The following is a 26,031-nucleotide window of genomic DNA, read 5'->3' as shown; positions in this document are numbered from 1 at the left end:
GTCATCGTTGGAGGCTTTTTTCTGAGCGCTGTTTATCCTTATAGCGTGTTTTTTAACCTTTAACTTTGCATGCTTAGCTTCTATACACTTATGATAAATAATATCTATTAAGCGCTATTTTTTAAGGCCGTTGTTATGCTTACGACCAATCAAACTTTTCAAGGAACGTTAGCCGCAATATCATCGAGTTTTTTATTCTCGATGATGTTTTTGTTTGGGTTATTTATGCTGCCCTTGACAGGAACACAGGTAGCATCATGGCGCATATTGATGATGCTGTTGAGTTTGCTTATATTGGTCAGTTTTACTAAGCAATGGCAACATGTCTTTGATTATCTAAAAACCTTAAAAACACCAAAAGAATGGCTGATATTTATCTTGCCGACGCCGATTTTGGGTGGGCAAATTTGGCTATTTATGTGGGCGCCGGTCAATGGCTTTGGTCTTGACGTCACTTTGGGCTATTTTTTATTGCCGCTGGTGATGATCATATTGGGGCGCTTTTTTTACCATGAGCATATGAGCGCGCTACAGTGGCTAGCGGCCCTGTTGGCTGCTTTAGGTATCGGTCATGATATTTGGCAATATGGCACCATCTCTTGGGTTACCTTGTTTGTCTGTTTAGGTTATCCCCCTTATTATCTGCTGCGGCGTAAGCTTGCCGTACCGCCGATTACTGGTTTGTTGTCAGATTTAACTTTGCTGACGCCAGTGGTACTTATTATGCTGTATAGCAGTGGCGGCTTTAGCGTGGCGGCACAAAATATGAAGTTTTGGTATTTATTACCGCTGCTTGGCGCGTTTAGTGCGCTTGCGATGTCCCTGACCATGATTGCGAGTAGTAAATTACCCGTCTCATTATTTGGTGCGCTAAGCTATATAGAGCCAATGCTATTGTTTGTGCTATCTATTACCGTGTTAAGCCAAAGCATTGAGGAAGGCGGCTCGTTATTTATGTACGGTATGATTACGCTGGCGTTATTTATTATGATTACTGATAGTGTCATGGGTTATCTTCGCCGCCGCCGCGATAACCATTTGCACGGCTACCGCGAGCCACAAGTGGGCGGTTTTCCGCCGCGTCACCGCTTGATAAACTACCGTATCGACGGGGTGTTAGCCGCACATCGTTTTCGTAAGATGCGTCGTTATCAAAGGAAGCTCGATAGCATACAGCGTAAAATCGAGCAGCTTGATAGCAAATAAATCCTCACATGTATGTCAAATGAATAAACCTGATTTTTAAATGAACAGACGGGTTAGGCCAATGTATTGCGTATCTATGCCGACTTTGACATAATGCTGAGCATGAGATACAGAAGCGTTTATCTTAATTTTATTTAGTTAAAGGATAGATAAAAATTTCTATCAACAATAGAGCTGATAGACAAAAGGCCTCCGACGTTCGCGTCTGAGGCTTTTGTTTTTTTTCAAAATTGCCAAGGACGTGCGCTTATTTTTAAAGGCAATTGTTATGCTCCTCACCAATCAGACGTCGCAAGGCACCATCGTTGCAGTCGCCGCAAACTTTTTATATGCAGGGTTGTTTTTATTTGGTCTGTTGATGCAGCCGTTATCAGGGACACAAGTTGCTGCTTGGCGCGTGCTGATGATGCTACTCAGTTTGGTGTTACTGGTCAGTGTGCTGAAACAGTGGCAGCATATTTTTGATTATTTAAAAACCTTAAAGACGGCAAAAGAGTGGTTTTTATTTATCATTCCCACGCCGATTTTGGGTGCGCAAATCTGGATATTTATGTGGGCGCCGGTCAATGATTTGGGGTTGGAGGTGACATTAGGTTACTTTTTATACCCGATGATTATGATTGTCGTGGGGCGCTTTTTTTATAATGAAGACATGAGCTTGCTGCAATGGCTTGCGACCATTTGTGCGGCGCTCGGTATTGGCTATGATGTGTGGCAATATGGCAGCATTTCTTGGGCGACTTTATTTGTCTGTTTGGGTTATCCGCCTTATTATCTGCTGCGGCGTAAGCTTGCCGTACCGCCCATCACCGGACTTATCTCGGATTTGGTATTATTAACGCCGGTGGTGTTGGTGATATTATACTTAAGCGGTGGTTTTGAGCTGGCGTTCGCGACCGATAAGTTTTGGTATCTATTGCCGCTACTCGGTATTATTAGTACAGCGGCGATGGCGCTGACCATGGTTGCCAGCCAAAAGTTGCCCGTGTCGCTATTTGGTACGTTGTGTTACCTTGAGCCGATATTTTTATTTATATTTTCCATTACTATTTTGCACCAAAGTATCAATGACGGCGGCTCACTGTTTATGTATGGCATGATTGTCATCGCGCTGCTGATTATGATTGCTGATAGTGCGCTTGGCTATTTGGCACGTAAGCGTCATGACCGCCTGCAAGCGTACAATGAGCCACAAGTCGGCAGCTTCCCGCCGCGCCGCCGCCTAAAAAATCGCCGCATCAAAGGGGTTTTGATTGCCCATCGGTTTCGTAAAATCAGAAAGTACCAGCAAAAAATAGATAAGATGACGCGCAAAATCGAAGAGCTACATGCTAAGTAAGCTTTGCTATAAAGGCTCTCAATTAGACTCAGCAAGCATTGTTTTTCATTATATTTTTCCTTATTGCTCTACATAGTTTCTGTATTAAAGAGCGATTAATTGCGCTATTATCGACAATAAGGTTGCCTTGCTCAATGATGCTTGACGAGTTACAAAAATGAAGTCTGAAGGCAGGCGTAGCCTATTAATATATGTTTTATTTAAGATTATCGCTTATTCACATTATAACTAGGGTGGTTTATGTTACATCTTCACCATTTAGCAAATTCACGCTCGTTTCGTATTCTATGGCTATTAGAAGAGCTTGGACTCGATTATAAATTGACCTGCTACGAGCGCAACAAGGCTTACCGCGCCCCAAACAGTTTAAAACAAGTACATCCGCTCGGTCATGCGCCTATATTAGAGGTAAACGACCGTGCGCTCGTCGAGTCGGGATTTATCATTGAGTACTTGCTTAAGCATTATGATAAAGAACATCAATTTAAGCCTGCTGATGACAATGAAGCGGCATGGGATGCTTATACGTTTTGGCTACATTTTGCAGAAGCATCACTCATGCCGCCATTGGTCATGCGTCTGGTCTTTACCAAAGTGGTTGAGCAATCGCCGATGCTGATCAAACCTGTGAGCAAAAGTATTCGCAATCAGGTCGAGAAAAGCATGATTAGCAAAAGTTTGGATACCATGCTGGCCATGATGGAGCAACATCTGCAAGATAATCATTGGTTTGCAGGCGTAGAGTTCAGTGCCGCGGATATTCAGATGCATCTTGCGGTCGTCGGTGCCAATGCGGGAGCAGGTTTAGATAGCAGTAAATATGCCAATATCTTAAACTGGCTAAAACGCTGTGAGGAGCGCGATGCCTTTAAGCGCGCAGAAGAAAAGGGCGGGCGTTTGAAATTTTAGATGCAGCACATTTCATCATTAATAAATGACTGAATTTATATTAAAATAAAGGTTTTGTTTATTTATAGACAAAACCTTTTTTAGGATAAAAAATGACAGACTTAAATAAAACAAACAACCGGCATAGCAATGCTGATACAAGCTTAACTACGGAACCAACTATAATTGCTGCTGAAGAAAATAAAAATAGCCAGCAAGTCTCTATCAAAGCGTGGTCACAAAAGCTACTGGTAGTACTCCTATGCCTTGCGAGCTTTTATGGTGGCTGGAAATCCTATGAATCCAATATGGTCAATGAATGTACGGCCAATGGTGGGCAAATGATTGAGGGTCAAAGAACCATGCTATGCCAGTCTTTATAAAGTCGTCTTTATAAAAACATGGCTATAAAAACGTCGCTATAAAAAGTATTTAGATAAAGAGTTTGCCTATGTTAAAGCTTACCTTTTTGGGCACCTCAGCGGGCGTGCCAACCAAGCAGCGTAATATCACCGCATTAGCTGTTGAGTCTCTTAATCCCTATGCCTCAAACATCCGAAACACGACTCAATCTAAAAAATCACGGCCTTGGGTGTTGGTTGACTGCGGCGAAGGCACACAGCAGCAGCTCTTACATACTAAGTTATCTCTACATCAGCTCCAAGCCATTTGCATCACTCATGTGCATGGCGATCATTGTTATGGTCTGCCGGGGTTGCTTGCGAGTGCGGCAATGTCAGGGCGCCGTGAGCCGTTAATCATCGTTGCGCCAAAAGCAATCGCCACGTTGCTTGAAGCGGTAACTTTGACGACAGAGCTATATTTTCCATTTGTTATCAACTTTATGGCGATAGAAGATTTGCTTTCTGAATCAGACGATAAAAACAAAATTCAAGTAACGATTACACTAGACAATCAGCATCAGCTGACGATAGGTATTTATCCTTTATCGCATCGCGTGGCCTCTTATGGCTTTGCTATCAATCAAACCATCAGCCGCCGTACGCTGAATACCGATAAATTGATAGCCGATGGTATTCCAGCAAGCGTGCTGTGGGGCAAGTTGCAGCAAGGCAAAGATGTCGCAGCCGAAGACGGACGCACGCTTTATTCAGCCAATTATGTCGATAATAACAGTCAGCGCATAAAGGTTGTGGTGGCGGGCGATAACGATACGCCAGAGTGCCTAAGTGCTGCGGTAGTCGATGCCGATTTGTTGGTACACGAAGCCACATATACTCATGATGTGTTACATAAGATTCAGGCAAAAAACCCAGACTTTGATCCGATGCACAGTAGCGCGCAATTGGTCGGTCAATTTGCCCAAGAAAACAGCGTTAAAAATTTAATTTTGACCCATTTTAGCGCCCGTTATCAAAGCTTTGATAATCCTCACGGTGATACGCCCAATATGGCGCATATCCGCTTGGATGCCCAAAGTGCTTATCAAGGCAATCTATGGTTAGCCGCTGACTTTGATCAATATATGGTAAATGGCACAGCGGACTTAGTAAGCGCAGAAGAAGGGAGCCGCGTGCAGTATCTAGGTTCTGCACGCGACCATAAAGAATAACATAACAACAAATTTCAATAACTTTTAAGCGTTATTATCTTCAGCTGCTAATTGCATTTGCCCTATCCAGTAGCGGCTAAATTGATAGGCCACGCGCCCCGAGCGGCCACCGCGCTCTGATGCCCAGCGTAATGCTGCTGCTCTGGTATAGTCAGGCAGCGTATTATTTTCCTCTGCATGATGATTACTTTCTTTAACGTCACTCGCATTATCTAGATTGCGGTTTGGCGAAAGTGATAAATAATGACGCACAATGTGCAAGTAAGTGTTTTGATCCATCGGATGAAAGGATAACCAAAGTCCAAAGCGATCAGACAAGGAGACCGTTTCATCAATGGTTTCATAAGGGTTGACTTCGTCAGTCTGACCGTTATAAATATTGACATTGTCTTTCATTAACTGCGGCAAAAGATGACGGCGGTTACTGGTGGCATAGACGAGTAGCTTGTCTTGCTCGGAATCCAGTGCGCCGTCCAACACACTTTTTAGCGTCCGGTAACTCTCATCTTGACCGTTAAATGCCAAGTCATCACAGTACACCACATAACGGCAACCACAGTCCGCTGGCAGCGCATTAATCGCAACGCGTATCTTATCAAGCATCTGTAGGTCATCACGAGCGATTTCGATAATACGTAGCCCTTCGCTATGATAGGCTTGTAGCAGTGCCCGAATCAGTGATGACTTGCCAGCGCCGCGTGTGCCTGTCATCAGGACGTGATTGGCAGGATAGCCCTTTAAAAACTGGCGCGTGTTTTGTACCAATTTTGCCTTTTGGGTATCGATACCATGCAAGTCATCTAAACTTAAAAATAAATTCACTGCCAAAGGCTCCAGGTGCCCTTGCTTACCGCCAACCCAACGATAAGCCAGCTGGGCAGGATCAATCTCGATAGTCGGCGTGACCTGCTCTTGCAAATACTGCTCAAGTAAATTTAATACATGGTCGGGTAGGGCGTAATTCATAACAGGCGTAGTAGATTGGGGCATAATACATAGTCGCTTATAATTTAGTTACTTATAATCATTAAAATGGCAGATTGCCTATTACATATATCAAGTACATACATCAAGGTAGCACTTATCATGAAAAATAGTGCCAGTAATCAGGCTGTATTTCAAGCAAAGCCAAAGCAAGACTTGGCAAAACAAACGTTGCAAACGGATGCGCAGCAAATTCTGCCTGTATTGACCATAGCATTCTTGGACTTGCAGTATAGTAAGATAGCACATCAGCGTATCAGTCAGCAGGGTGTCACTAATGCGCTTGAATATCAAGGTTTAACACGCGCCAAGCATCCCCAGTTTGGTGAGGTCATGATGAAATGGCAATTAAGTATAGAGGCTCATCGACACGGATCTCTTTTATCTTATGAGGCCGACGTTCTAAGATCTATCAATCAGCTCTCGAACCATCAGGGTAGATTTTCTTCTATCGCGCCGCCGTTATTAGCCACTCATCATTTACAGCTACAAGTATTAAATAACAGTCAAACACTCACCCTTGTTGTTATGCCAAATTATGCCAACGGTAGTGTCGCGCGCTATTTAAAACAAAGCCTGACTGCCGAGCAAAAGCAGCAATTAATCGTTCAAGCCGCAAAGCTTATTGCCAATTTACATCACATAGGTTGGCTACACAATGATATTAAGCCGAGTAATATTTTACTAGATGCTTTCGTGCCAAATCATGCAGATATTGGCGGTATCGTACCTAATTTATTATTGGCTGATTTTGCTTTGGCAGAACCCATTAATAATGGTATTACTCAAATAAATAAGAAAAATAGTACAGAAAACAATGCTGGCACGCCCGCTTACCTTGCCCCTGAACGCTGGCAAGGACAGGGCGCAACGCTACAAAGCGATATTTATGCGTTTGGGATAATGCTATATGAAATATTGGCAGGCGAGCGACCGTTTAAGATTGATAATCCGAGTGGTGCGCCGTTAAGAGAATGGGCGACTCAGCATTGCCAACAGCCAATTGTAACAATGCCGTTGGAGTATAGTCGCTATCAACGTATTATCAATAAAGCGTTGGCGAAGAGAATGGAAAAACGTTATCAAAGTATGGAAGAAATCGTGCTGGATTTGAAAAGATTATAATCATCAATGCTAAATTCTAGACACAAAAAAACCTGCTAAAAAGCAGGCTTTAATATTTGGTCTAAGATGTACTATCCGAAAATGGTGGGGCTGGAGAGACTCGAACTCTCACACCTTGCGGCGCCAGAACCTAAATCTGGTGCGTCTACCAATTCCGCCACAGCCCCATTTTCGTTACTCTATCATCAAAGGCAGTTAAATTCAAATGCCATCGAGATAGTTAACTGATTCGGTAGTGCGTCTCAGTGGTTGGCTATTATATAGAGTTTCAAAGGTTTGGCAACCCCTATTTGCGATTTTTTTTAATTATTTGAAAATTATTTTTGCTAAATCTCATAAATATTTGATATTGCTGGTTTTTATTTCAGAGACTGATGGCTTTAATTATTATTTTTCTCTGCTGCTGTCATCTCTAATTGCTGTAATTTGCGGGTCAAAGTATTGCGTCCCCAACCCAGTAAGTTGGCGGCAGCTATTTTTTTACCGCCGCTATGATTGAGAGCAGCTTGCAGTAACACACGCTCAAACTCGGGCGTTGCCGTTTGTAAAATATCGGTTTCACCCGTTTGCAGCGACTGCTTCGCCCATATAGCCAACGCTTGCTGCCAGCTTTGCTTGTCATGCGTTTGGGTCAATTGACTGTTCTGGCTGTTTTGCATGTTTTGATGCACGTGATATGCCGCATTGCTTTGTTGCTCTACATTAGGGGCAATATTGTCTAGCAGCTCTGGCGGCAAATCCTCAATCATAACGGTGTCGCCCGTGGTCATTACCGTCAGCCAAAGGCAAACGTTTTCAAGTTGACGGACATTACCGCGCCACGCAAAAGATTGCATCATCTGAAGCGTGGTAGGATGCAGCTGCTTTTCGGCGCTATTTAATTGTTTGGCGGCGCGCTGCATAAAGTAGTTTGCTAATGCAGGAATATCTTCAGGGCGCGTCCGTAAGGGCGGCAATGGCATACGAATCACATTAAGGCGATAAAATAAATCTTCACGAAATTTGCCTTGTTTGACCAATTCTTCTAAGTTTTGGTGGGTAGCGGCAATGATGCGTACATTGACTTTGACCGGCTGCTGTCCGCCGACGCGAAAAAACTCACCGTTGGCCAATACGCGCAGCAGACGCGTCTGGGTACTGTACGGCATATCGCCGATTTCGTCTAAAAATAGCGTGCCGCCGTCCGCTTGCTCAAAACGACCTTGCCGCGTCGTCGTTGCGCCAGTAAACGCGCCTTTTTCGTGACCAAACAATTCTGACTCAATCAAGTCATGCGGTATCGCTGCCATATTAAGCGCGATAAAAGGTTGCTGCGCCCTTGGAGAATGGGCATGAAGCGCACCTGCCACCAGCTCTTTACCTGTGCCTGATTCACCAGTAATCAAAACGGTAATAGGAGAGTGTGCCAAGCGTCCAATCGCGCGAAATACCGTTTGCATCGCTTGTGATTGACCGATGATACCGCTCGGATTGTTATTAATATCGCTATCCGTTTGGTTTTTAGATTTAAGTTCGGTGGTCGTTTTGGTTTCCTTTTTAGCTTTTTTGACAGTCTTTTGAGCAGGCTTAGTTGCATCATTTGTTATTGTTAAATTCGGCTGATAATTAATGGCCTTATAAATTGTGGCGACCGCCTCATCTAAATCAAAGGGTTTAGGCAGATATTCAAATGCACCAGTCTGATAGCTATTGATAGCAGAGCTTAGGTCGGAATGCGCGGTCATAATGACAATCGGTAGCGTAGGAAAATGCTGATGTACCCAATCACTAAATGACAGACCGTCCATCATTGGCATACGAATATCGGTCAATATCACATCTGGTAGTTGGTCAACTGATGCGCGCTGTTGCAAGATATCGTTCAGGCGCGTCCACGCTGCTTGCGCTTGGGTAAAGCTAATAACCGTTAAGCCTGCCTCTTCAAAGGTATCTGCCAATACCAAGCGCAGCGCCGCATCATCATCGATAAGCCATAACGTCGCGGGAGTAGCAGCAGGATTATTGCCCACAGTGACCATAGGGATTTGCTCATTGCTCGTAAGGTATTTCGTGTCATTATACTGAGTCATGGATTTGGCCTAATAAGCAGTGAGAAATGGAAAATGAATATAAAATCTTAGCCTTAACGGTCAGCGCTTGGCTGAGAAAAAGGCAGGTAGAGGGTAAAGCGGGTTTGATTGTGCTGATAATGACTTTTAAAATTGTCGCTAAAACCTTGGGCTTGCTTTGAGCTGACGTCAATCATACCATGATGGCGGCTGATGATATCTTGGACGATGGATAAACCTAGACCTGTACCAGCAGCGCGGTTGGTCACCATCGGGAAAAATATCTGACCGATTAATGTGTCGTCTATCCCTGAGCCGTTGTCGGTAATGGTGATTTGCAAGACTTGTTTGTGCTGCAGGCTACCGATGGTATGCTGAAAAACAACCCGCGTTTGGATATGCAGCTTAGGTTGATAGTTATCATTAACATCAGAGTGTTTCTGCGCAATTTCTGATGAAAAGTTGCCAAACGTGGCTGGCGTATTTTTTTGCAGCGTTTGCTCAAACTCAGTCATCGATTCGCAAGCATTATTCATCAGGTTTAAAAACACTTGGATTAATTGAGCTTTATCCGCGCATAACTCAGGCAATGACAAATCATAATCACGTTGTAGCACCACGTCCGGATATTGATGAATGATTAAAGCCAAAACGTGCTCTAGCGGTTCATGGATATTGAGCATTTGCCAGTTTGGCAATTGATGAGAGCCAAGAAGCTGCCCAATCAACTGGGTCAAACGATCGGTTTCTGAAATGATAATATCAGTATAACTCCGCAGCTTTGCCGCATTATTTCTCAGGTTATTTTCATCCGCTACATTCAAATTTTCATTCACAATAGCAGAAAATTCATTAAACTTAATAAATTGCCGCTGTAATAATTGCGCCGCCCCGCGAATACCTGCCAATGGATTTTTGATTTCATGGGCGACCGAGCGTAACATATGACGGGCGACGCTATATTGCTGCTGCTGGCGCTGTTCTTCTGAAATACGACTTTGCCGATCTTTGCCCCACATCTCTATAATAAAATAAGACTGCTGCGCATAACTAACAGGGGTCACGCTATAATCCACGGATAGTGTCAGTCCGCCGTTAAGCTGGGTGTGTATAAGGTGATCATGATCAATAAACGGCTGCTGATAGTGTTTTGCTTGACCAAAACGCTCCGTCAACGCGCAGGTCTTATCTTCCCGATTACTATTAATAAGTCTGTCTTTTAACATTAACTCATCGGGCGCAAGTAGGCTCAAGATTGATTGACCTCGCAAACGTCCGCTGCTAATGGCAAGCAGCTGCTCCGCTTGCGCATTTAGCCAGGTAATGGTCAGCGCTTCATCAACGTATAAAATAGCGGTAAATAAATGCTGTAATATAAACGTCGAATCTGGGTTCGGTTTGGCAATGGACAAATCAGCCGTCATGGAAAATGCCTAAAATTAAGTGAGACTGGGGATAATATTTAACCATAAATCAACACACTAGCGCGGCAAAACTGGCGATTATCACAAAAAAAACGTACAATGCGCACAGCCAATTTATCTCTAGCAAGGTCAGCCATGCCCAACACTTCTACCGAGTCGCTTAATACGACTGTTACCACCTCATCAGTTCCTACATCGCCAGCTTCTGCCTCAATAGCTTCTATGCCAAAAAACACTGCCACTATTTTTAATCCTGCAAAGCCAAATATAGCGCAAGAAAGCAGTCAGGCAGATGTCAGTCAAGCAAACACTAACCAGCCTTACCACCATAAAGCCAATCACAATCAAAACCGTAGTATTGAGCAAAGTAGCGATGCGACGTTAGCCAATTCAGCGACGATTGATGCGCCCGTGAACGCTGCGCCAAAGATTGGCTTTGTATCGCTTGGTTGTCCAAAGGCGCTGGTCGATAGTGAGCGCATTATCACCGAGCTTAGTCGTGACGGCTATCAAGTTGCCAGCGATTATGAAGGCGCAGACTTGGTTGTGGTTAATACTTGCGGTTTTATTGAGTCAGCCGTGCAAGAATCCTTGGACGCCATCGGTGAAGCGATTAGTAAAAACGGTAAAGTGATTGTCACCGGCTGCTTGGGTAAAGAGGCCGATAAAATCCGTGCCATGCACCCAGCTGTGCTATCGGTTACCGGTGCGCATGCTTATGATGAGGTAATTACTGCAGTCTCGCAACATGTGCCCAAACCCAAGCGCGATATAGATAGCAACTATGATCCAAAAATAGATTTGATTAATGAGGCGGGGATTAAATTAACCCCCAGTCATTATGCGTACCTTAAAATATCGGAAGGCTGTAACCATCGTTGTACTTTTTGCATCATTCCAAGCTTACGTGGCGATTTGGTTTCGCGGCCGATTGATAGCGTGATGAATGAAGCAATGGCGCTGAAAAATGCTGGCGTGAAAGAGCTGCTGATTATCTCACAAGATACGTCTGCTTATGGGCTGGATTTAAAATATAAAACCAGCTTTTGGAATGGCATGCCGCTAAAGTCGAAATTTTATGACTTATGCCAAGCGTTAAATGATTTGGATATTTGGGTGCGCCTGCACTATGTTTATCCTTATCCGCATGTCGATAAAGTGGTTGAGCTGATGGGTGAGAAAAAACTACTGCCTTATCTTGATATTCCATTCCAACATGCTAGCCACAGTGTTTTAAAAGCCATGAAACGTCCGGCGCATAGCGAAAATACTTTGGCGCGTATCAAAGCGTGGCGTGAGATTTGCCCTGATATTGTCATTCGTTCAACCTTCGTTGTTGGTTTTCCAGGTGAGACCGAAGAAGATTTTCAGTGCTTGCTTGATTGGCTGGTCGAGGCGCGCCTTGATCGCGTCGGTGCTTTTACGTATTCAGAAGTCGAAGGTGCGGTCGCCAATGATTTGCCAAATCATGTACCTGAAGACATTAAGCAAGAACGCTATGAGCGTTTGATGACACTACAGCAAGAGATTTCGGCACAAAAACTGCAAGAAAAAGTCGGTAAAACCTTGATGGTATTGGTCGATGAGATTGATGAAGAAGAAGGCATCGCGATTTGTCGTAGTTATGCCGATGCGCCTGAGATTGACGGTCACGTCTATGTCGATGATATCACTGCGCAAGTCAAAGTTGGACAATTCCTAACCGTCACGATCGATGACGCCAGCGAATATGATTTGTTTGCCAGTTATAAAGGTTAGAGAGCCACAACGATAACCGAGTGAAAGTTGCCCAATCGTGGGCAGTTTTTGCTACAATTAGCGCAATTTGGCTTTTTACCTATTTGACATCGTTTTTGGCGCTTATTATGCCATTTAGGATAATTTGAAAGGGTAAGCTAAAGTCCAATGCAATTTGTGTTTTACCGCTTATTTTCATTATAATTTCATGCTAACAAGGTGACCTCATGTCTGACAAAAACCCGCGTTACTCTCGTATCTTGCTAAAACTTTCTGGCGAAGCCTTAGCTGGTGGCAAAGAGATGGGGATTGATACCGAAGTGCTCGATAAGATGAGCTTGTCTATCGCCCACTTACGCGGACTTGGGGTACAAGTCGGTATCGTCGTCGGCGGTGGTAACTTGTATCGCGGCGCCCAGTTGCAAAAAGAAGGTTTGGTCGGCCGTGTCACTGGTGACCAAATGGGTATGCTAGCCACTGTGATGAATGGTCTGGCCATGCGTGATGCCCTCGAGCGCCGTAATATTAAAACGCGTTTGATGTCAGCATTGCCAATTGGCGAAGTCACTGAAAGCTATAGCAGCCGTAATGCCATTCGCTATCTTAAAAATGGCGAAGTGTGTATTTTTGTCGCGGGCACGGGCAATCCGTTCTTTACCACTGATACCGCCGCTTGCTTACGTGGTATCGAAATCGAGGCGGGCTTAATTCTAAAAGCGACCAAGGTTGATGGCGTTTACGATAAAGACCCAAGCCTCCATGCTGATGCCAAAAAATATGACGGATTAACCTTTGATGAAGTGCTCGAGCAAAAACTTGGCGTCATGGATTTAACAGCGATTGCTTTATGCCGTGAACACAACGTCCCATTGCAAGTATTTGATATGACCAAGCCTAATGCCTTATTAAACGTCATTATGGGCGAAAATGAAGGCACGCGCGTTTATCATTAAACGCTCACTTTATTTATAGATGACTAAATGATTATATGAATAAAAATCATTGATGTTGTAAGCATCAATCGTTGCATAGGATTTATACCTAACAGCTTTATACCTAACAATAATGAGTGATTTATCGATAGCGATAAATAAGGATACATGATGATTAAAGAGATTAAGCAAGACGGCGAAGCACGCATGCAAAAAACCTTAGAAGCGCTTGAGACGACTTTTAGCAAAGTACGTACTGGCCGCGCGCACCCAGGTATGCTATCTGGCGTGATGGTTAGCTACTACGGCGCCGATACGCCATTGAATCAAGTTGCCAGCGTCAACGTCGAAGACTCACGCACCTTACTGGTACAGCCATTTGAGCGTAGCATGGTGCAAGCGATTGATAAAGCCATTCGCGAAGCAGATTTGGGCTTAAACCCGATGACTGCTGACGTTATTCGTGTACCGATGCCAGCGTTGACCGAAGACACACGCCGCGATATGCAAAAACTTGCGCGCAGTGAAGCGGAAAACAGCCGCGTTTCTATCCGTAATATCCGCCGCGATATGATGAATGATATTAAAGAATTGGCAAAAGAGAAAGAGATTTCAGAAGATGACGAGCGCCGCGCCAGTGATGATATCCAAAAAATCACCGACAAATATATTGAAACCATTGATAGCCGCTTGAGCAAAAAAGAAAGCGATTTGATGGAAGTATAGGCGATAGGCGACAGTCTTTTCTCTTTGATTAAAGACGACGCTTTAGCATTATTTTTTCTCTACAAACAGTCAGTGTTAAATAAATATTGGCTGTTTATTGCTGTATAAGAAATTAAGCCATTCTTAAGCCATTGTTTTGTTAAAAATCCTTTATTAAAGCGTTTTTGCAAGTTTAGGTTTTTAATAAATTGTTTGCTAATGAGCGATGGTTTTTCTTAACAGGCGATAATTCGCGTCACCTTACTTTACCCAAACCACAAGCAAGTCAGCCTATGTCTATTTCAGATACTTCATCTCCCGCGCTTCTCCCGCGGCATATCGCCGTCATTATGGATGGCAATAACCGTTACGGTAAAATCCATCAGTTAGGCAAAGGTCAGGGGCATATCGCTGGCAAAGATGCGCTAGATCCCATTGTCGAATACTGCGTTAGTACGGGCATTGAAGTCTTAACCGTCTTTGCCTTCTCTAGTGAAAATTGGCAACGTCCACCAAGCGAGGTGGCTTTGCTGATGCATTTGTTGAGCTTAACTATTAATGAGCAATTGCCGCGCATGCAAAAATATCGCATTCGCTTGCGTTTTATTGGTGATCGCAGTCAGCTTAGTGAAGAGTTGCAAGCATTGATGTTAGATGCCGAGGCAAAAACCGCTGACTTTGAAGCGATGACCTTGGTAATCGCTATTAGCTACGGTGGTCAGTGGGATATTGCCCATGCTGCTAAGCAGTTGGCGCAGCAAGTCGAAGCGGGCAAGTTGCGCGCAGAAGACATTAATAAAGAAATGCTTGGTGGATATGTGCAATTAGCAGATGCGCCAGCGGTTGATATGTTGATACGCACGGGCGGCGAATACCGTTTGTCAAACTTCCTATTATGGCAATCTGCTTATGCGGAGCTGTTTTTTACCCAAACCCTGTGGCCCGATTTTAAAGTAGCCGAGCTTGCTGCGATGATAACGGAGTTTGCTCAGCGCCAACGCCGCTTTGGCAAAACCAGCGAACAAGTAGTCATAGAGCAGCAGACTTCTTAAAATAATTTTAGCCAATAAGTGCTGTAGAAATAATTGCTTAAATCGTTCGCGAGGTTTGAATTACACTTGTTTGGTCTATGATAAGCTGCTTTAATTGGCGTTAATCCTGTTTAATGGGCTATTATAGAGTGCTGTTATGCTAGATTTCGACCAAACATTTTTCGTTATATAAGGCTCGATAAGTATGTGGCAACGAATTAAGACGGCAATTGTTCTCGTTATTATCGTTGGTATTGCAATGTTTGCGAGCCAAACGCCTATTTTATTTGCACCGCTGCTAGCGATTGGTGTCATTATCGCCGCCCACGAGTGGACCAAACTGATGCCAAAATGGCAGCAGCCTGCGTTGTTTGTGTTGTTGGTTTTGGCGTTGACCATCGTCTCGCTGATGTTTAAAGTCACCTGGCTGTTTTGGTGGGTGGCATCACTGGTTATCTGGCTGATGGCCCTGTCTTGGGTACGGTTATTTCCCACTCATACCAACTGGTACGGTAAGAAATTAGCATTGATGGGCGCTATCATATTGACTGCCGCCATTACCGCTATGTTCTATTTATGGCAACTGTCTGCATGGTGGCTGCTGTATGTATTCTTATTGGTCTGGTGTGCTGATAGTGGCGCTTACTTTGTTGGGCGTAAGCTCGGTCGCCGTAAGATGGCGCCAAACGTCTCACCTAATAAAAGCATGGAAGGGCTAGCAGGTGGCTTGGTCACAGGTTTGCTTGTGGTTATTGTCATTAGTGTTTTTAAACTACAGTTGACTGGTCTACCGTTAGTCGCTTTTGTAGCATTGTCAGCACTGACGATTTTGGCTTCTGTACTCGGCGATTTGTTTGAGTCTATGCTCAAACGCCGCGCTGACGTCAAAGACTCTGGCACCATTTTGCCAGGGCATGGCGGGGTACTTGACCGCATTGATTCGTTATTGTCTGCCACGCCGATATTTGCGCTTGGCTTTTGGGCGCTACAGCAGCTCGGTTTAATGGTCGTATAGCAATCAAGAGTTTAAGAATAAAAAGTCTAAAAATAAAAAACTATCAGGCTAAAAATATAAAGTAGGTAGGGCTTATATATTTGGTAGCGACTAGGCTACCTCGTATTAGATTCTATACCTTATATTATTGTCTTTATTTCTCATTTAATATCAACGTATTATAGGCATAGATGGTTATGACCCAACGCATCGCCGTACTAGGCGCGACAGGCTCGATAGGCGATAGCACGTTAGCAATTTTGGCGGCACAACCACAGAACTACGACGTTTATGCCTTATCAGGCTACCATCGTTTAGATAAATTATTCGCGCTTTGCCAACAGTTTTTGCCAAAACGCGTCAGTGTGCCGACAGCAGCGGTCGATGATTTCGCTCAGCGTCTTAGTGCAGCTGGTTTAAATATCGACGTAATCGGCGGTGCTTCAGGGTTGGTCGATATTGCGACTGATCCGCAAACCGATACCGTCGTCGCTGCTATCGTAGGCGCAGCCGGTCTGCCTTCTACTTTGGCAGCAGCGCGTGCAGGCAAGCGTATTTTATTGGCGAATAAAGAAGCATTGGTCATGGCAGGGAAGGTGATGATTAATGCGGTTAAAACGCATCACGCGACTTTGTTGCCTTTAGATTCAGAACACAATGCGATCTTCCAGTGTTTACCCTTTGCGATTCAACAAGACAGTAGCCAAATTCATCAGCCAAACCATGGCGTTCGTAAGCTTTGGTTGACCGCGTCTGGCGGGCCTTTTTTACAGCAATCGTTTGCGCAAATGCAGCAAGCTAGCGTCGCTGAAGCAGTTAAACATCCCAATTGGTCAATGGGGCAAAAGATATCGGTTGACTCAGCAACGATGATGAATAAAGGGCTTGAACTCATCGAAGCTTGTCATTTATTTGATTTGAGTGAGGATAAGATAAATGTGGTGATTCATCCACAAAGTATCATTCACTCAATGGTAGAATATAGTGATGGTAGCTTTTTGGCGCAGCTTGGCAGCCCTGACATGAAGACGCCTATTGCCCATGCCCTCAGTTACCCTGCCCGTATCGATAGTGGCTCGCAGCCATTAGATTTATTTGCATTAAGTGGTTTAGAGTTTATTGAGCCTGATTTGCAAAAATTTGCCTGTTTGCGTTTGGCAAGGCAAGCGATGCAAGCGGGTACGCAGGCCACGATTGTACTAAATGCGGCCAATGAGATTGCAGTTGCCGCATTTTTAAATGGGCAGATTCGTCTGACTGATATTGCCGATATTAATGCGCAAGCACTAGATGAGATACAAGTAGCGGTATTAAATGAGACTGCCGATATTGAAGATATTTTAGCGATTGATAACATAGCGCGTCAGCATACTGATACGTTAGTGGCAAAGTTGGCATGAATCTATAGAAATTCAGTCATTTGATAAACGATGTTAAAAGAGCATATTGAGAAAAGATCATGACGTTTTTATTAACGCTACTTGCGGCAATATTTGTCTTAGGTCCACTCATCGCCTTACATGAGTGGGGTCATTACATCGTGGCGCGGCTTTGCGGCGTTAAAGTACTGACTTATTCTATCGGCTTTGGCCCGAAACTCTTTGGTTGGACCAGTAAAAAAAGCGGCATTGATTATCGTATCTCGGCACTGCCGCTTGGCGGCTACGTCAAAATGCTTGATGAGCGTGAAGGTGAGGTAGCAGCAGACGAGCTACATCTAGCGTTTAATCGTCAGCATCCGCTCAAAAAGATTGCGGTGGTTGCCGCAGGTCCTATCATGAATTTTGTCATCGCTATTGCATTATTTTGGGTGTTATTTATGACCCCATCAGAGCAATTGGCGACAAAGATAGGGCAGGTGCTGCCAGATACCCCAGCAGCGATGGCACAGTTGCCCGTGGGCGATAAAATTGTCGCTATTGATGGTCATGAGGTGCAGACGTGGGAAGGTATTAACTATCGCCTTGCTGGGCGTATGGGTGAGACGGACAATGTCAGTGTCACCTTACAATCTGATGCAACAGGTAGTAACGCCACCAAAACCTATCAAGCACCGATTAAAGAATTTATGCAAGGCGACGCGCAAGGCAAAGATGCGTTATCAAGCTTTGGTATGATACCGTGGCAACCAAACATCGCACCAATCGTTGGCAATTTAACGCCCGATGGTGCTGCCAGCCGTCAAGGCTTGCAGGTTGGTGACCGCATTACGGCTATTAATGGTAAAGAGATTACCGACTGGATTAGCGCCACGCGTATCATTCGCGACAATCCTGAAACTTTGCTTAATTTCTCTGTATTGCGTGATGGTAAACAAGTTCAGTTATCCATCATGCCGCAAGGTAAAAAAGACAATTTAGGTAACGATTACGGGCAAATTGGTGCTATGGTGGCAGAGTCTGAAATTGTCATTCCTGACGCCTACAAAACCACGGTCGTTTATGGTCCTGGGGAATCTTTAATCAAGTCATTTGAAAAGACGGAGCAGTTAGCCGTTATGACAGTCAGCTCAATGGGTAAGATGCTGTCAGGTATGATAGGTTTGGAGAATTTATCAGGTCCGATTACCATTGCCAAAGTCGCCAAACAAAGCTTTGATATTAGCTGGCAGATGGTGTTATCGACAGCAGCGTTGATCAGTTTGAGCCTTGCAGTCTTGAATCTTTTGCCCATTCCAGTATTAGATGGTGGACATATTGTCTACTATCTTATTGAGCTGATACGCGGTAAACCTCTGTCTGAAGGCGTGCAAATGGTCGGTCTAAATATCGGTTTACTCTTGCTGGCAGGTTTCATGGTGTTAGCAATTGGTAATGATATCAGTCGGCTATTTTGATAAATAATGCGGCGGTTTATTAACTAAAGCATGATGGTTTAATGCTTGCATGCTGCTACAGCGCAGGCAGTTCATGTAATACGGCGCTTGTTTTCTATTACCGCTACTGTACTAATTTTATTTTTTAGTTTATTTTATGATGCGTTTTATATAAAGTGTCCTGAGTCTGCCGTGCTGAAGTTTTTCGACTTTATGCGAAATGGGCTAGACAACACGTGCTTTTTACCTTAACTTAAGCAAGTTTTTTATTGACGGATAGTGTTTATGCGTACGCCTTTATTTATGAGCGCGGCTGGGTTGCCGTTAGTTGTAGCAATGATGAGTATGCCGGTGCAGGCTGCAGAATTTGTGGTCACTGATATCGGCTTTAATGGTTTACAACGCCTAACTCCTGATAGTCTCTATCCAGTTTTGCCGATTTCGGTGGGTGATACGGTTAATGATAGTCGTTTGGCCGCCAGTATTAAGGCACTATATGCGACTGAAAACTTCGCTGATATTCAAAGTCGTGTCGAAGGCGGCAAGTTGCGCTTTGATGTCGTCGAGCGTCCTATCATCGCTGAAGTCAACTTTGAAGGCAATAAACTTATCCCAAAAGAAGGGCTTGAGCAAGGGCTTGGTAACGCTGGTTTGTCTGTGGGTGATGTGCTAAAGCAAGCGACCTTGCAAGGTGTTGCCAACGAGCTACAACAGCAATATATTAGTCAAGGTTATTACAATAGCAATATCGAAGTCGATCAGACATTATTAGATGGTAATCGCGTCAAGCTTGATGTGCGCTTTATCGAAGGTAAACCCGCCAAAGTCGTCGATATCAATATCATTGGTAATAAGCACTTTAGTGATGAGCAGATTAAAGACGTTTTTGCGGTAAAAGAGTCGTCGTGGACGCGACTATTATCTAAGTCTGATCGCTATGCTAAAGAAAAGCTGGCGGCCAGTTTAGAAAATTTAAAAGCACTTTATCAAAACGATGGTTATGTACGTTTTTCTGTCGATAATGCGGTTCTTAATATTAGCGAAGATAAAAGCAATGTGTTTATCGAAGTCAGTCTTAGCGAAGGCGAGCAGTATCAATTTGGCGAGGTGAACTTCTTAGGTAAACCAACCTTTGATAACGCTGAGCTAAAAGAGCTGGTCACGTTTGCGCCCGATGAAAAATATTCACAAGCCAAACTGGATGCGACCACTGCTGCACTGAAGAGCCGTTATGGTAATGAAGGATATTATCTCGCACAAATCAGACCGGTACCGCGTATCAATGATGAGACCAAAGTGGTCGATATCGACTATTATATTGATCCTGCGCGTCCTATTTATGTGCGCCGTATCAACTTTACGGGTAACTTAAAAACTCAAGATGAAGTATTGCGCCGTGAAATGCGTCAGTTAGAAGGTACACTGGCCTCTAATGATAAAATTCAGCTGTCGCGTACACGCTTGATGCGTACCGGTTTCTTTAAGGCGGTCAACGTTGATGTGAAGCCTGTACCAAACCAGCCAGACCAAGTTGATGTCAACTATACGGTCGAAGAACAGCCTTCTGGCAGCTCAACGATTGCTGCTGGTTACTCGCAAAGTGGCGGTGTGACGTTCCAGTTAGATCTAACCCAAAATAACTTTATGGGTACAGGTAACCGCGTGAAAGCAGCGCTATCACGTTCTGAAACGCGCGATTCTTACAGCTTAGGTTATACCGATCCGTACTTTACCGAAAACGGCGTGTCGCAAGGTGTCAGCGCATATTATCGTGAAACCAAATACGACGACAGAAACGTCAGTAACTATGTCACCGATGCTTACGGTGCCACGCTCAACTACAGCTATCCTGTTGATGAAACCAAACGTGTGAGCGCAGGTTTAAACGTTGATAAGACCACCGTACGCGGTGGTAACCGTCTTGGTGTTTCAAACGTACAGCAAATTATTGACGGTGGCGGTACATTTGAAAAATTTGTTAATGATGATGATACCCCTTCAAATCGTACGGGCTTTAAAAACGATTATCAGACCTATAACTTATTATTAGGCTGGGATTACAGTACGCTAGATCGCCCCGTATTCCCCAATAAAGGTATGAGCCATACTGTCGATGCAACCATTGGCTTTGGCGATGAAAGTTATCAAAAACTCGTCTATCGCGGCAATATCTACTATCCGATTTATAAAGATTGGGTTGCGCGCGGTTATACCAAGCTTGGCTATGGTAATGACTTGCCATTTTATGAAAACTTCTATGCCGGTGGTTATGGCTCAGTACGTGGTTATGAGTCATCAACGCTAGGACCTAAATCAGAAAGTTATTATAATGCGATTACTGGAAATACAGCCAATAAAGACGAAGAGGTTGGCGGTAATGCGTTGGTTAGCTTTGGTACTGAACTAATTCTACCGATGCCGTTTAAAGGCGATTGGGCGGATCAAGTACGTCCAGTATTATTCGCCGAAGGTGGTCAAGTATTTGATACCACAGATAAAGAAGACCGCACTTTTATTGATCCACTTAGTGGTGACGACACGGGTGTTCCACTATTAACTCAAGATAACAAATTCCGCTTTAGTGCGGGTTTAGGGGTAACCTGGTATACACCAATTGGTCCGATTTCGCTCAGTTATGCTGTGCCTATCGGTGACAAAGAAGGCGATGAGACTGAAAAAGTTCAGTTCCAAATCGGTAATACTTTTTAGTCCGATAAAGTTAAATGCAGCGGTTTGATTGCTTTTGTTTATTTATGCAGCTAAGTGAACTAGTCCGCAGTTAAAATTTAATAGGTCGCCAAGCTGATATCTCAACTTGGCGACCCACTTATTCATACCAATACTAATTTTAATTATACCAATAGCAACTATGATAACGATTGAGCAACTTATCACGCGGATTGAGCAGCGTCAGCCTGTTCTTAACAAAGATGACCTTAGCGCTGAGCAGTTGTGCCTAAAATTAGAGGGTATCGGTAATTTAACCACCGCCAATTCGCAGCAATTAAGCTTTTTAGCCAATCCGCATTATCTGCCTAGTCTGGCAAACAGTCAGGCTGGAGCTGTGCTGACCACCTCAGACCATCAAAGCAAAGTTGCACAGAATACGGTTGCCTTAATCGTTGCGGCGCCTTATTTGGCTTATGCCAGTGCCAGTCAACTATTTGCCTGTACGTCCTTGTTTAAAGGTATTCATCCGAGTGCTGTGATAGCGGAAAATGTAGTTATTGGCAACCAAGTGACTGTTGGGCCTTTTTGTATGATTGGCGAAGGGGTACAAATTGGTGATCGCAGTGTGCTCGATGCGCACGTGGTCATTGAGGCGAACAGCAGTATTGGTACCGATTGTGTGCTCAAATCACAAGTGGTCATCGGGCATGATTGTGTGCTTGGTAATCGTGTAAGATTGCATGCTGGCGTTAGCATAGGGTCAGAAGGCTTCGGCTTTGCACCTACGAGTAATCCTAGTGTTACCGGCTGGGAGCGTATTGCTCAATTAGGACGCGTGGTAATTGGCGATGATGTACGTATAGGTAGCCAAACCTGTATCGATCGTGGTGCAATTGACGATACGGTGATTGGCAATCATGTTATTATTGACAATCTTGTACAAGTTGCCCATAACGTCCGTATTGGCGATGGTACTGCCATCGCGGCGCAAACTGGTATCGCGGGTAGTACCACTATCGGTAAGCGTTGCATTATCGGCGGTGCTGTTGGCATTACTGGTCATATTGAGATTGCGGATGATGTTACCTTATCTGGCATGACTATGGTGACCAAATCCATTACCAAGGCTGGTTCATACTCCTCTGGTACAGCGGCCATGCCAACCGCCAATTGGCGCCGTGCGGCGGTACGCTTTCGTCAGCTTGGTCGCGATTAGTCTAGCGCGGTTAATACATAACTCAACAACATATCCAATTTATTTATAAAATTTAAAAACACAGCAATGCTTAAACACAAAGCACTGCTTAGTATATAGCAAGGAAGCGCGATTATGAGCACAATTGATATTGATAGACCAAGTGATGAAGACATCAAAAGCTTAGCAGAACAAGGCTTAACACTGCCATTAACCTATCATACATTGAAGCATTATCTGCCGCATCGTTATCCGTTTTTGCTGGTAGATAAAGTCATATCGTGCAGCCCTGGCGAATGCATTACAGCGATCAAAAACGTGACCATTAATGAAGAGTTTTTCAATGGACACTTTCCCGATCAGCCCATCATGCCGGGTGTATTGATGGTGGAGTCGATGGCGCAAGTATCGGGCGTCCTTGGGTTTATCAGTGCCGGATTGACGGCAGAAGATGGTTATTTGTATTTGTTTGCAGGGGTGGATAAAGTGCGCTTTAAACGCCGTGTTATCCCTGGTGACCAGCTGATTATCCGTGCAAAAACCGTGATGCAAAAGCAGGGTATCTATAAGTTTGATTGTACCGTCCATGTCGAAGATGAGCTTGCTGCTAGTGCCCAAATTATGATTGCCCGTCAGGGACAATAAAATACGATGAACGCTAACGTATGACAAGTTTATAAGATTGGCTAAATCTTCCGCCTTTAGATAATTGTTAATAGGAATCTAGAAATTTATCTCGGTATTTTACCTAGATTGCCACTTTTAAAAATCGTTATGCTTTTGGGCGTCGTTGTCTTTTTAACCAGTTTTAACCAAAACCAGTATCAGGTTGATTATTTACGCTAAGCTTGCTTTACTTGTTTTACCATTTATTCGCATCAGATGATACAAAGGTCCATATTATGAGTCAGATTCATCCAACAGCACTCATCTCACCGTCCGCTAACATTGATGAGACTGCCATCATTGGTCCTTATTGTATTGTCGGTGATGAAGTTTCTATTGGCGCCCATACGGTATTGCATCGGCACGTGGTCGTAGCAAGACTGACGCGTATCGGGCAATACAACCAGTTTTATCAGTTCGCCAGTATCGGCGAAGACCCGCAGGATTTGAAATACGCGGGTGAACGTACGTGGCTTGAAATTGGCGATCATAATACCATTCGCGAGGCGTGTAGCTTGCACCGTGGCACTGAGCAAGACGGCGGCTTGACGAAGATTGGCAGTCACAATCTTTTGATGGTCAATACCCATGTGGCCCATGATTGTTTAATCGGCGACCATAATGTACTGGCTAATAATGTCGGGGTGGCAGGGCATGTGACTATCGGTAATCATACGATTATTGGCGGCAACTCAGGTATTCATCAGTTTTGTACCATTGATGATTACAGTTTGGTTGGCGGCGCCAGCCTAATTTTAAAAGACGTCGCTGCTTTTACCATGGTTTCAGGTAATCCTGCTAAAGCCCACGGGCTAAATGTCGAAGGTATGCGCCGTAAAGACTGGTCTAAAGAGACGATTGATGTATTGCGCCAAGCGTATCGTGTTATCTACCGATCAGGTCTAACAACGGCTCAAGCGCTTGAGATTTTAAAAACAGAGCTATTACCAACAGAGCCAAAAATCGCCCTGCTAATAGATTCGCTACAAAAAAGCCGCCGCGGTGTGGTTCGCTAAACATAGTTTTACTAATTATAAAAATACTGTGATAGCTCGATTTTCAAAATAATATACTTTGACAAATTATCTCGATAAATATAAAAAGCCATAACTATTAGTTATGGCTTTTTATATTTATCGCTACTTGACTTTTTTGGTCGCTTAGCAGAAACTGGGCGTTTACGATATTGTAAACAATTCTTTCATAATGTTGCTAAGTGCGTCACATTGACAAGCTGGTTAAATGAGTCTCAGTCATTAAGAGCGATTTATGATAATCAAGGAAGATTATAAGCAACAGTAATTGAAGCACGAGGAAGGCAAAATGGCTATTAATAAACAAGAACATGCTCAGTGGAGCTCAAGTTTTGGCTTCGTACTAGCAGCAGTAGGATCGGCAGTTGGTTTAGGAAATATTTGGAAGTTCCCTTATATGGTTGGGGAGAGTGGTGGTTCCGCTTTTGTTATCGCCTATTTATTTTGTCTTGCTCTGATTGGTTTTCCAATTTTGGTTGCAGAATGGCTGATTGGTCGCCGTGGGCAAAAAAACCCTATCAATACGTTTTCTGATGTCGCCGCAAGCGAAGGTAAATCACGCAGTTGGGGTATTGTCGGTGCGACTGGTATTTTAGGTGGCTTTTTAATCTTATCGTTTTATAGTGTCATCGGTGGTTGGGCGCTTAATTACATCACCAAAGTTGGCTCAGGCAGCTTTGCCGGACAAGACAGTGACTCTGTAGCGGCAACCTTTGATGCGATGTTGGCGTCAGCTGGCACCTTGACAATTTGGCATACGGTTTTCATGGCAATCACCGCTTTAATCGTCGGTGTTGGTGTCACGAAAGGTATTGAAAACACTGCCAAAGTGCTTATGCCTTTACTGGGTGTGATTTTATTCGTGATTGTTGGTTACAACGTCATGAATGGCGGTTTTGGCCAAGCGGTGAACTACCTGTTTGCGCCAGACCTTAGTAAGTTAAATGGCGATGTGATGCTAGCGGCGCTTGGTCATGCTTTCTTTACCTTATCTATCGGTATGGGCATCATGGTTGCTTATGGCTCTTATTTGGGTCGTGATGTCAATCTATTAAGCACGGCGCGTACCGTTGTTATTCTAGACACTGTCATTGCTTTAGCGGCTGGTTTGGCTATTTTCCCAATTATCTTTAACAACGGTCTTGATCCTGCTTCAGGTCCTGGTCTTATCTTTGTCAGTTTGCCAATTGCTTTTGGTAGCATGGGCGCCGGTGCCATCATTGGTACGTTGTTCTTCTTATTGATTACCTTTGCCGCTGTGACTTCTTCAATCTCATTACTTGAGCCAACGGTTGAGCTGTTAGAAGAGCGTACGCCAATGAACCGTACGGTATCGACCATCGTCGCTAGTATCGCGGTTTGGTTATTAGGTATCGCAGCTTTGTTGTCATTCAATCTATGGAGCGACTTTACCATCATGGGTAATGGTATTTTTGATGCTCTGGACAAATTAACTAGTAAATTCATGTTACCTTTAACCGGTCTTGCCGCGATTATCTTTGTCGGTTGGAAAATGGATCAACGTAGCATTCAGCAAGAGCTTGGATTGTCTAATGGTACCTGGCAATTATGGCAAATCATTGCTAAATTCGTCGCGCCGATTGCTGTACTGATTGTTTTTGTGACCACATTAATGAGCTAATAGATTGCCTATTACCTATTAAT

General features: G+C 44.0%; 21 protein-coding genes and 1 tRNA gene. 18 read left to right on the top strand and 4 right to left on the bottom strand.

Translation table 11 applies throughout. The annotated features are described in order from the left end of the window. The first annotated feature begins 135 nt into the window (after positions 1-135). The 5 genes from rarD (JMX70_RS09995) (at position 136) to JMX70_RS09975 (ending at position 5,006) form a co-directional block, all read left to right on the top strand. Positions 136-1,206, top strand: coding sequence for an EamA family transporter RarD (rarD, locus tag JMX70_RS09995; protein WP_201591747.1), 1,071 nt, complete (start codon positions 136-138; stop codon positions 1,204-1,206). A gap of 268 nt (positions 1,207-1,474) precedes the next feature. Then, positions 1,475-2,545, top strand: a complete 1,071-nt coding sequence (gene rarD / locus JMX70_RS09990) for an EamA family transporter RarD (protein ID WP_201591744.1) — start codon at positions 1,475-1,477, stop codon at positions 2,543-2,545. 240 nt (positions 2,546-2,785) lie between these two features. Next, positions 2,786-3,454, top strand: coding sequence for a glutathione S-transferase (locus JMX70_RS09985; protein WP_201591741.1), 669 nt, complete (start codon positions 2,786-2,788; stop codon positions 3,452-3,454). 92 nt (positions 3,455-3,546) lie between these two features. Then, positions 3,547-3,816: a hypothetical protein gene (locus tag JMX70_RS09980; protein WP_201591738.1), complete on the top strand. Its 270-nt coding sequence runs from the start codon at positions 3,547-3,549 to the stop codon at positions 3,814-3,816. 68 nt (positions 3,817-3,884) lie between these two features. After that, positions 3,885-5,006, top strand: a complete 1,122-nt coding sequence (locus JMX70_RS09975; protein WP_201591735.1) for a ribonuclease Z — start codon at positions 3,885-3,887, stop codon at positions 5,004-5,006. A 24-nt stretch (positions 5,007-5,030) separates the two neighbouring features. On the opposite strand, the gene JMX70_RS09970 is transcribed toward JMX70_RS09975, so the two are convergent. Then, the gene (locus JMX70_RS09970; RefSeq protein WP_201591732.1) at positions 5,031-5,996 is read right to left on the bottom strand and encodes an ATP-binding protein; all 966 of its coding nucleotides are present in this window, start codon (positions 5,994-5,996) and stop codon (positions 5,031-5,033) included. 96 nt (positions 5,997-6,092) lie between these two features. Here JMX70_RS09970 and JMX70_RS09965 point away from each other — a divergent pair, with 96 nt between their 5' ends. Next, positions 6,093-7,115: a serine/threonine-protein kinase gene (locus JMX70_RS09965; protein ID WP_201591729.1), complete on the top strand. Its 1,023-nt coding sequence runs from the start codon at positions 6,093-6,095 to the stop codon at positions 7,113-7,115. A gap of 82 nt (positions 7,116-7,197) precedes the next feature. On the opposite strand, the gene JMX70_RS09960 is transcribed toward JMX70_RS09965, so the two are convergent. The 3 genes from JMX70_RS09960 to JMX70_RS09950 form a co-directional block, all read right to left on the bottom strand. Beyond that, positions 7,198-7,282: transfer RNA gene (locus JMX70_RS09960), tRNA-Leu, on the bottom strand. 213 nt (positions 7,283-7,495) lie between these two features. Further along, positions 7,496-9,184, bottom strand: coding sequence for a sigma 54-interacting transcriptional regulator (locus JMX70_RS09955; protein WP_201591727.1), 1,689 nt, complete (start codon positions 9,182-9,184; stop codon positions 7,496-7,498). Between the two features lie 53 nt (positions 9,185-9,237). Next, positions 9,238-10,587 (bottom strand): two-component system sensor histidine kinase NtrB, encoded by a 1,350-nt coding sequence (locus tag JMX70_RS09950; protein ID WP_201591725.1) that lies wholly within the window; start codon positions 10,585-10,587, stop codon positions 9,238-9,240. A 135-nt stretch (positions 10,588-10,722) separates the two neighbouring features. On the opposite strand from JMX70_RS09950, the gene rimO reads away from it, so the two are divergent. From rimO to JMX70_RS09890, 12 genes are all read left to right on the top strand, one after another. Beyond that, positions 10,723-12,345, top strand: coding sequence for a 30S ribosomal protein S12 methylthiotransferase RimO (gene rimO, locus JMX70_RS09945; RefSeq protein ID WP_201591723.1), 1,623 nt, complete (start codon positions 10,723-10,725; stop codon positions 12,343-12,345). 206 nt (positions 12,346-12,551) lie between these two features. Continuing rightward, a complete protein-coding gene (pyrH, locus tag JMX70_RS09940) occupies positions 12,552-13,277 on the top strand; it encodes a UMP kinase (RefSeq protein WP_149489717.1) in 726 nt (241 codons plus the stop codon). Positions 13,278-13,427: 150 nt separating this feature from the next. Beyond that, entirely contained in the window at positions 13,428-13,982 is a 555-nt protein-coding gene (gene frr / locus JMX70_RS09935; RefSeq protein ID WP_068404574.1) for a ribosome recycling factor, read from the top strand. Between the two features lie 272 nt (positions 13,983-14,254). Continuing rightward, positions 14,255-15,013: a polyprenyl diphosphate synthase gene (uppS, locus tag JMX70_RS09930; protein WP_201591721.1), complete on the top strand. Its 759-nt coding sequence runs from the start codon at positions 14,255-14,257 to the stop codon at positions 15,011-15,013. Between the two features lie 184 nt (positions 15,014-15,197). Continuing rightward, complete coding sequence (locus tag JMX70_RS09925; protein WP_201591718.1) at positions 15,198-16,007, top strand: phosphatidate cytidylyltransferase; 810 nt, start codon at positions 15,198-15,200, stop codon at positions 16,005-16,007. 170 nt (positions 16,008-16,177) lie between these two features. Further along, the gene (gene ispC / locus JMX70_RS09920) at positions 16,178-17,386 is read left to right on the top strand and encodes a 1-deoxy-D-xylulose-5-phosphate reductoisomerase (protein ID WP_201591716.1); all 1,209 of its coding nucleotides are present in this window, start codon (positions 16,178-16,180) and stop codon (positions 17,384-17,386) included. A gap of 59 nt (positions 17,387-17,445) precedes the next feature. After that, a complete protein-coding gene (gene rseP, locus JMX70_RS09915; protein WP_201591714.1) occupies positions 17,446-18,822 on the top strand; it encodes an RIP metalloprotease RseP in 1,377 nt (458 codons plus the stop codon). 264 nt (positions 18,823-19,086) lie between these two features. After that, entirely contained in the window at positions 19,087-21,510 is a 2,424-nt protein-coding gene (gene bamA / locus JMX70_RS09910) for an outer membrane protein assembly factor BamA (RefSeq protein WP_201591712.1), read from the top strand. Positions 21,511-21,670: 160 nt separating this feature from the next. Continuing rightward, positions 21,671-22,687, top strand: a complete 1,017-nt coding sequence (gene lpxD / locus JMX70_RS09905; protein WP_201591710.1) for a UDP-3-O-(3-hydroxymyristoyl)glucosamine N-acyltransferase — start codon at positions 21,671-21,673, stop codon at positions 22,685-22,687. Between the two features lie 114 nt (positions 22,688-22,801). After that, positions 22,802-23,311 carry a 3-hydroxyacyl-ACP dehydratase FabZ gene (gene fabZ, locus JMX70_RS09900; RefSeq protein WP_102076364.1) on the top strand — a complete coding sequence of 170 codons (510 nt, stop codon included), beginning with the start codon at positions 22,802-22,804 and terminating at the stop codon, positions 23,309-23,311. A gap of 257 nt (positions 23,312-23,568) precedes the next feature. Next, positions 23,569-24,348: an acyl-ACP--UDP-N-acetylglucosamine O-acyltransferase gene (gene lpxA / locus JMX70_RS09895; RefSeq protein WP_068404561.1), complete on the top strand. Its 780-nt coding sequence runs from the start codon at positions 23,569-23,571 to the stop codon at positions 24,346-24,348. 307 nt (positions 24,349-24,655) lie between these two features. Continuing rightward, the gene (locus tag JMX70_RS09890; RefSeq protein ID WP_201591708.1) at positions 24,656-26,008 is read left to right on the top strand and encodes a sodium-dependent transporter; all 1,353 of its coding nucleotides are present in this window, start codon (positions 24,656-24,658) and stop codon (positions 26,006-26,008) included. Positions 26,009-26,031: the final 23 nt, after the last annotated feature.

The organism is Psychrobacter pulmonis, from assembly GCF_904846465.1.
Lineage (GTDB): Bacteria > Pseudomonadota > Gammaproteobacteria > Pseudomonadales > Moraxellaceae > Psychrobacter > Psychrobacter faecalis.
This window is presented reverse-complemented; position numbering and strand designations above follow the sequence as displayed.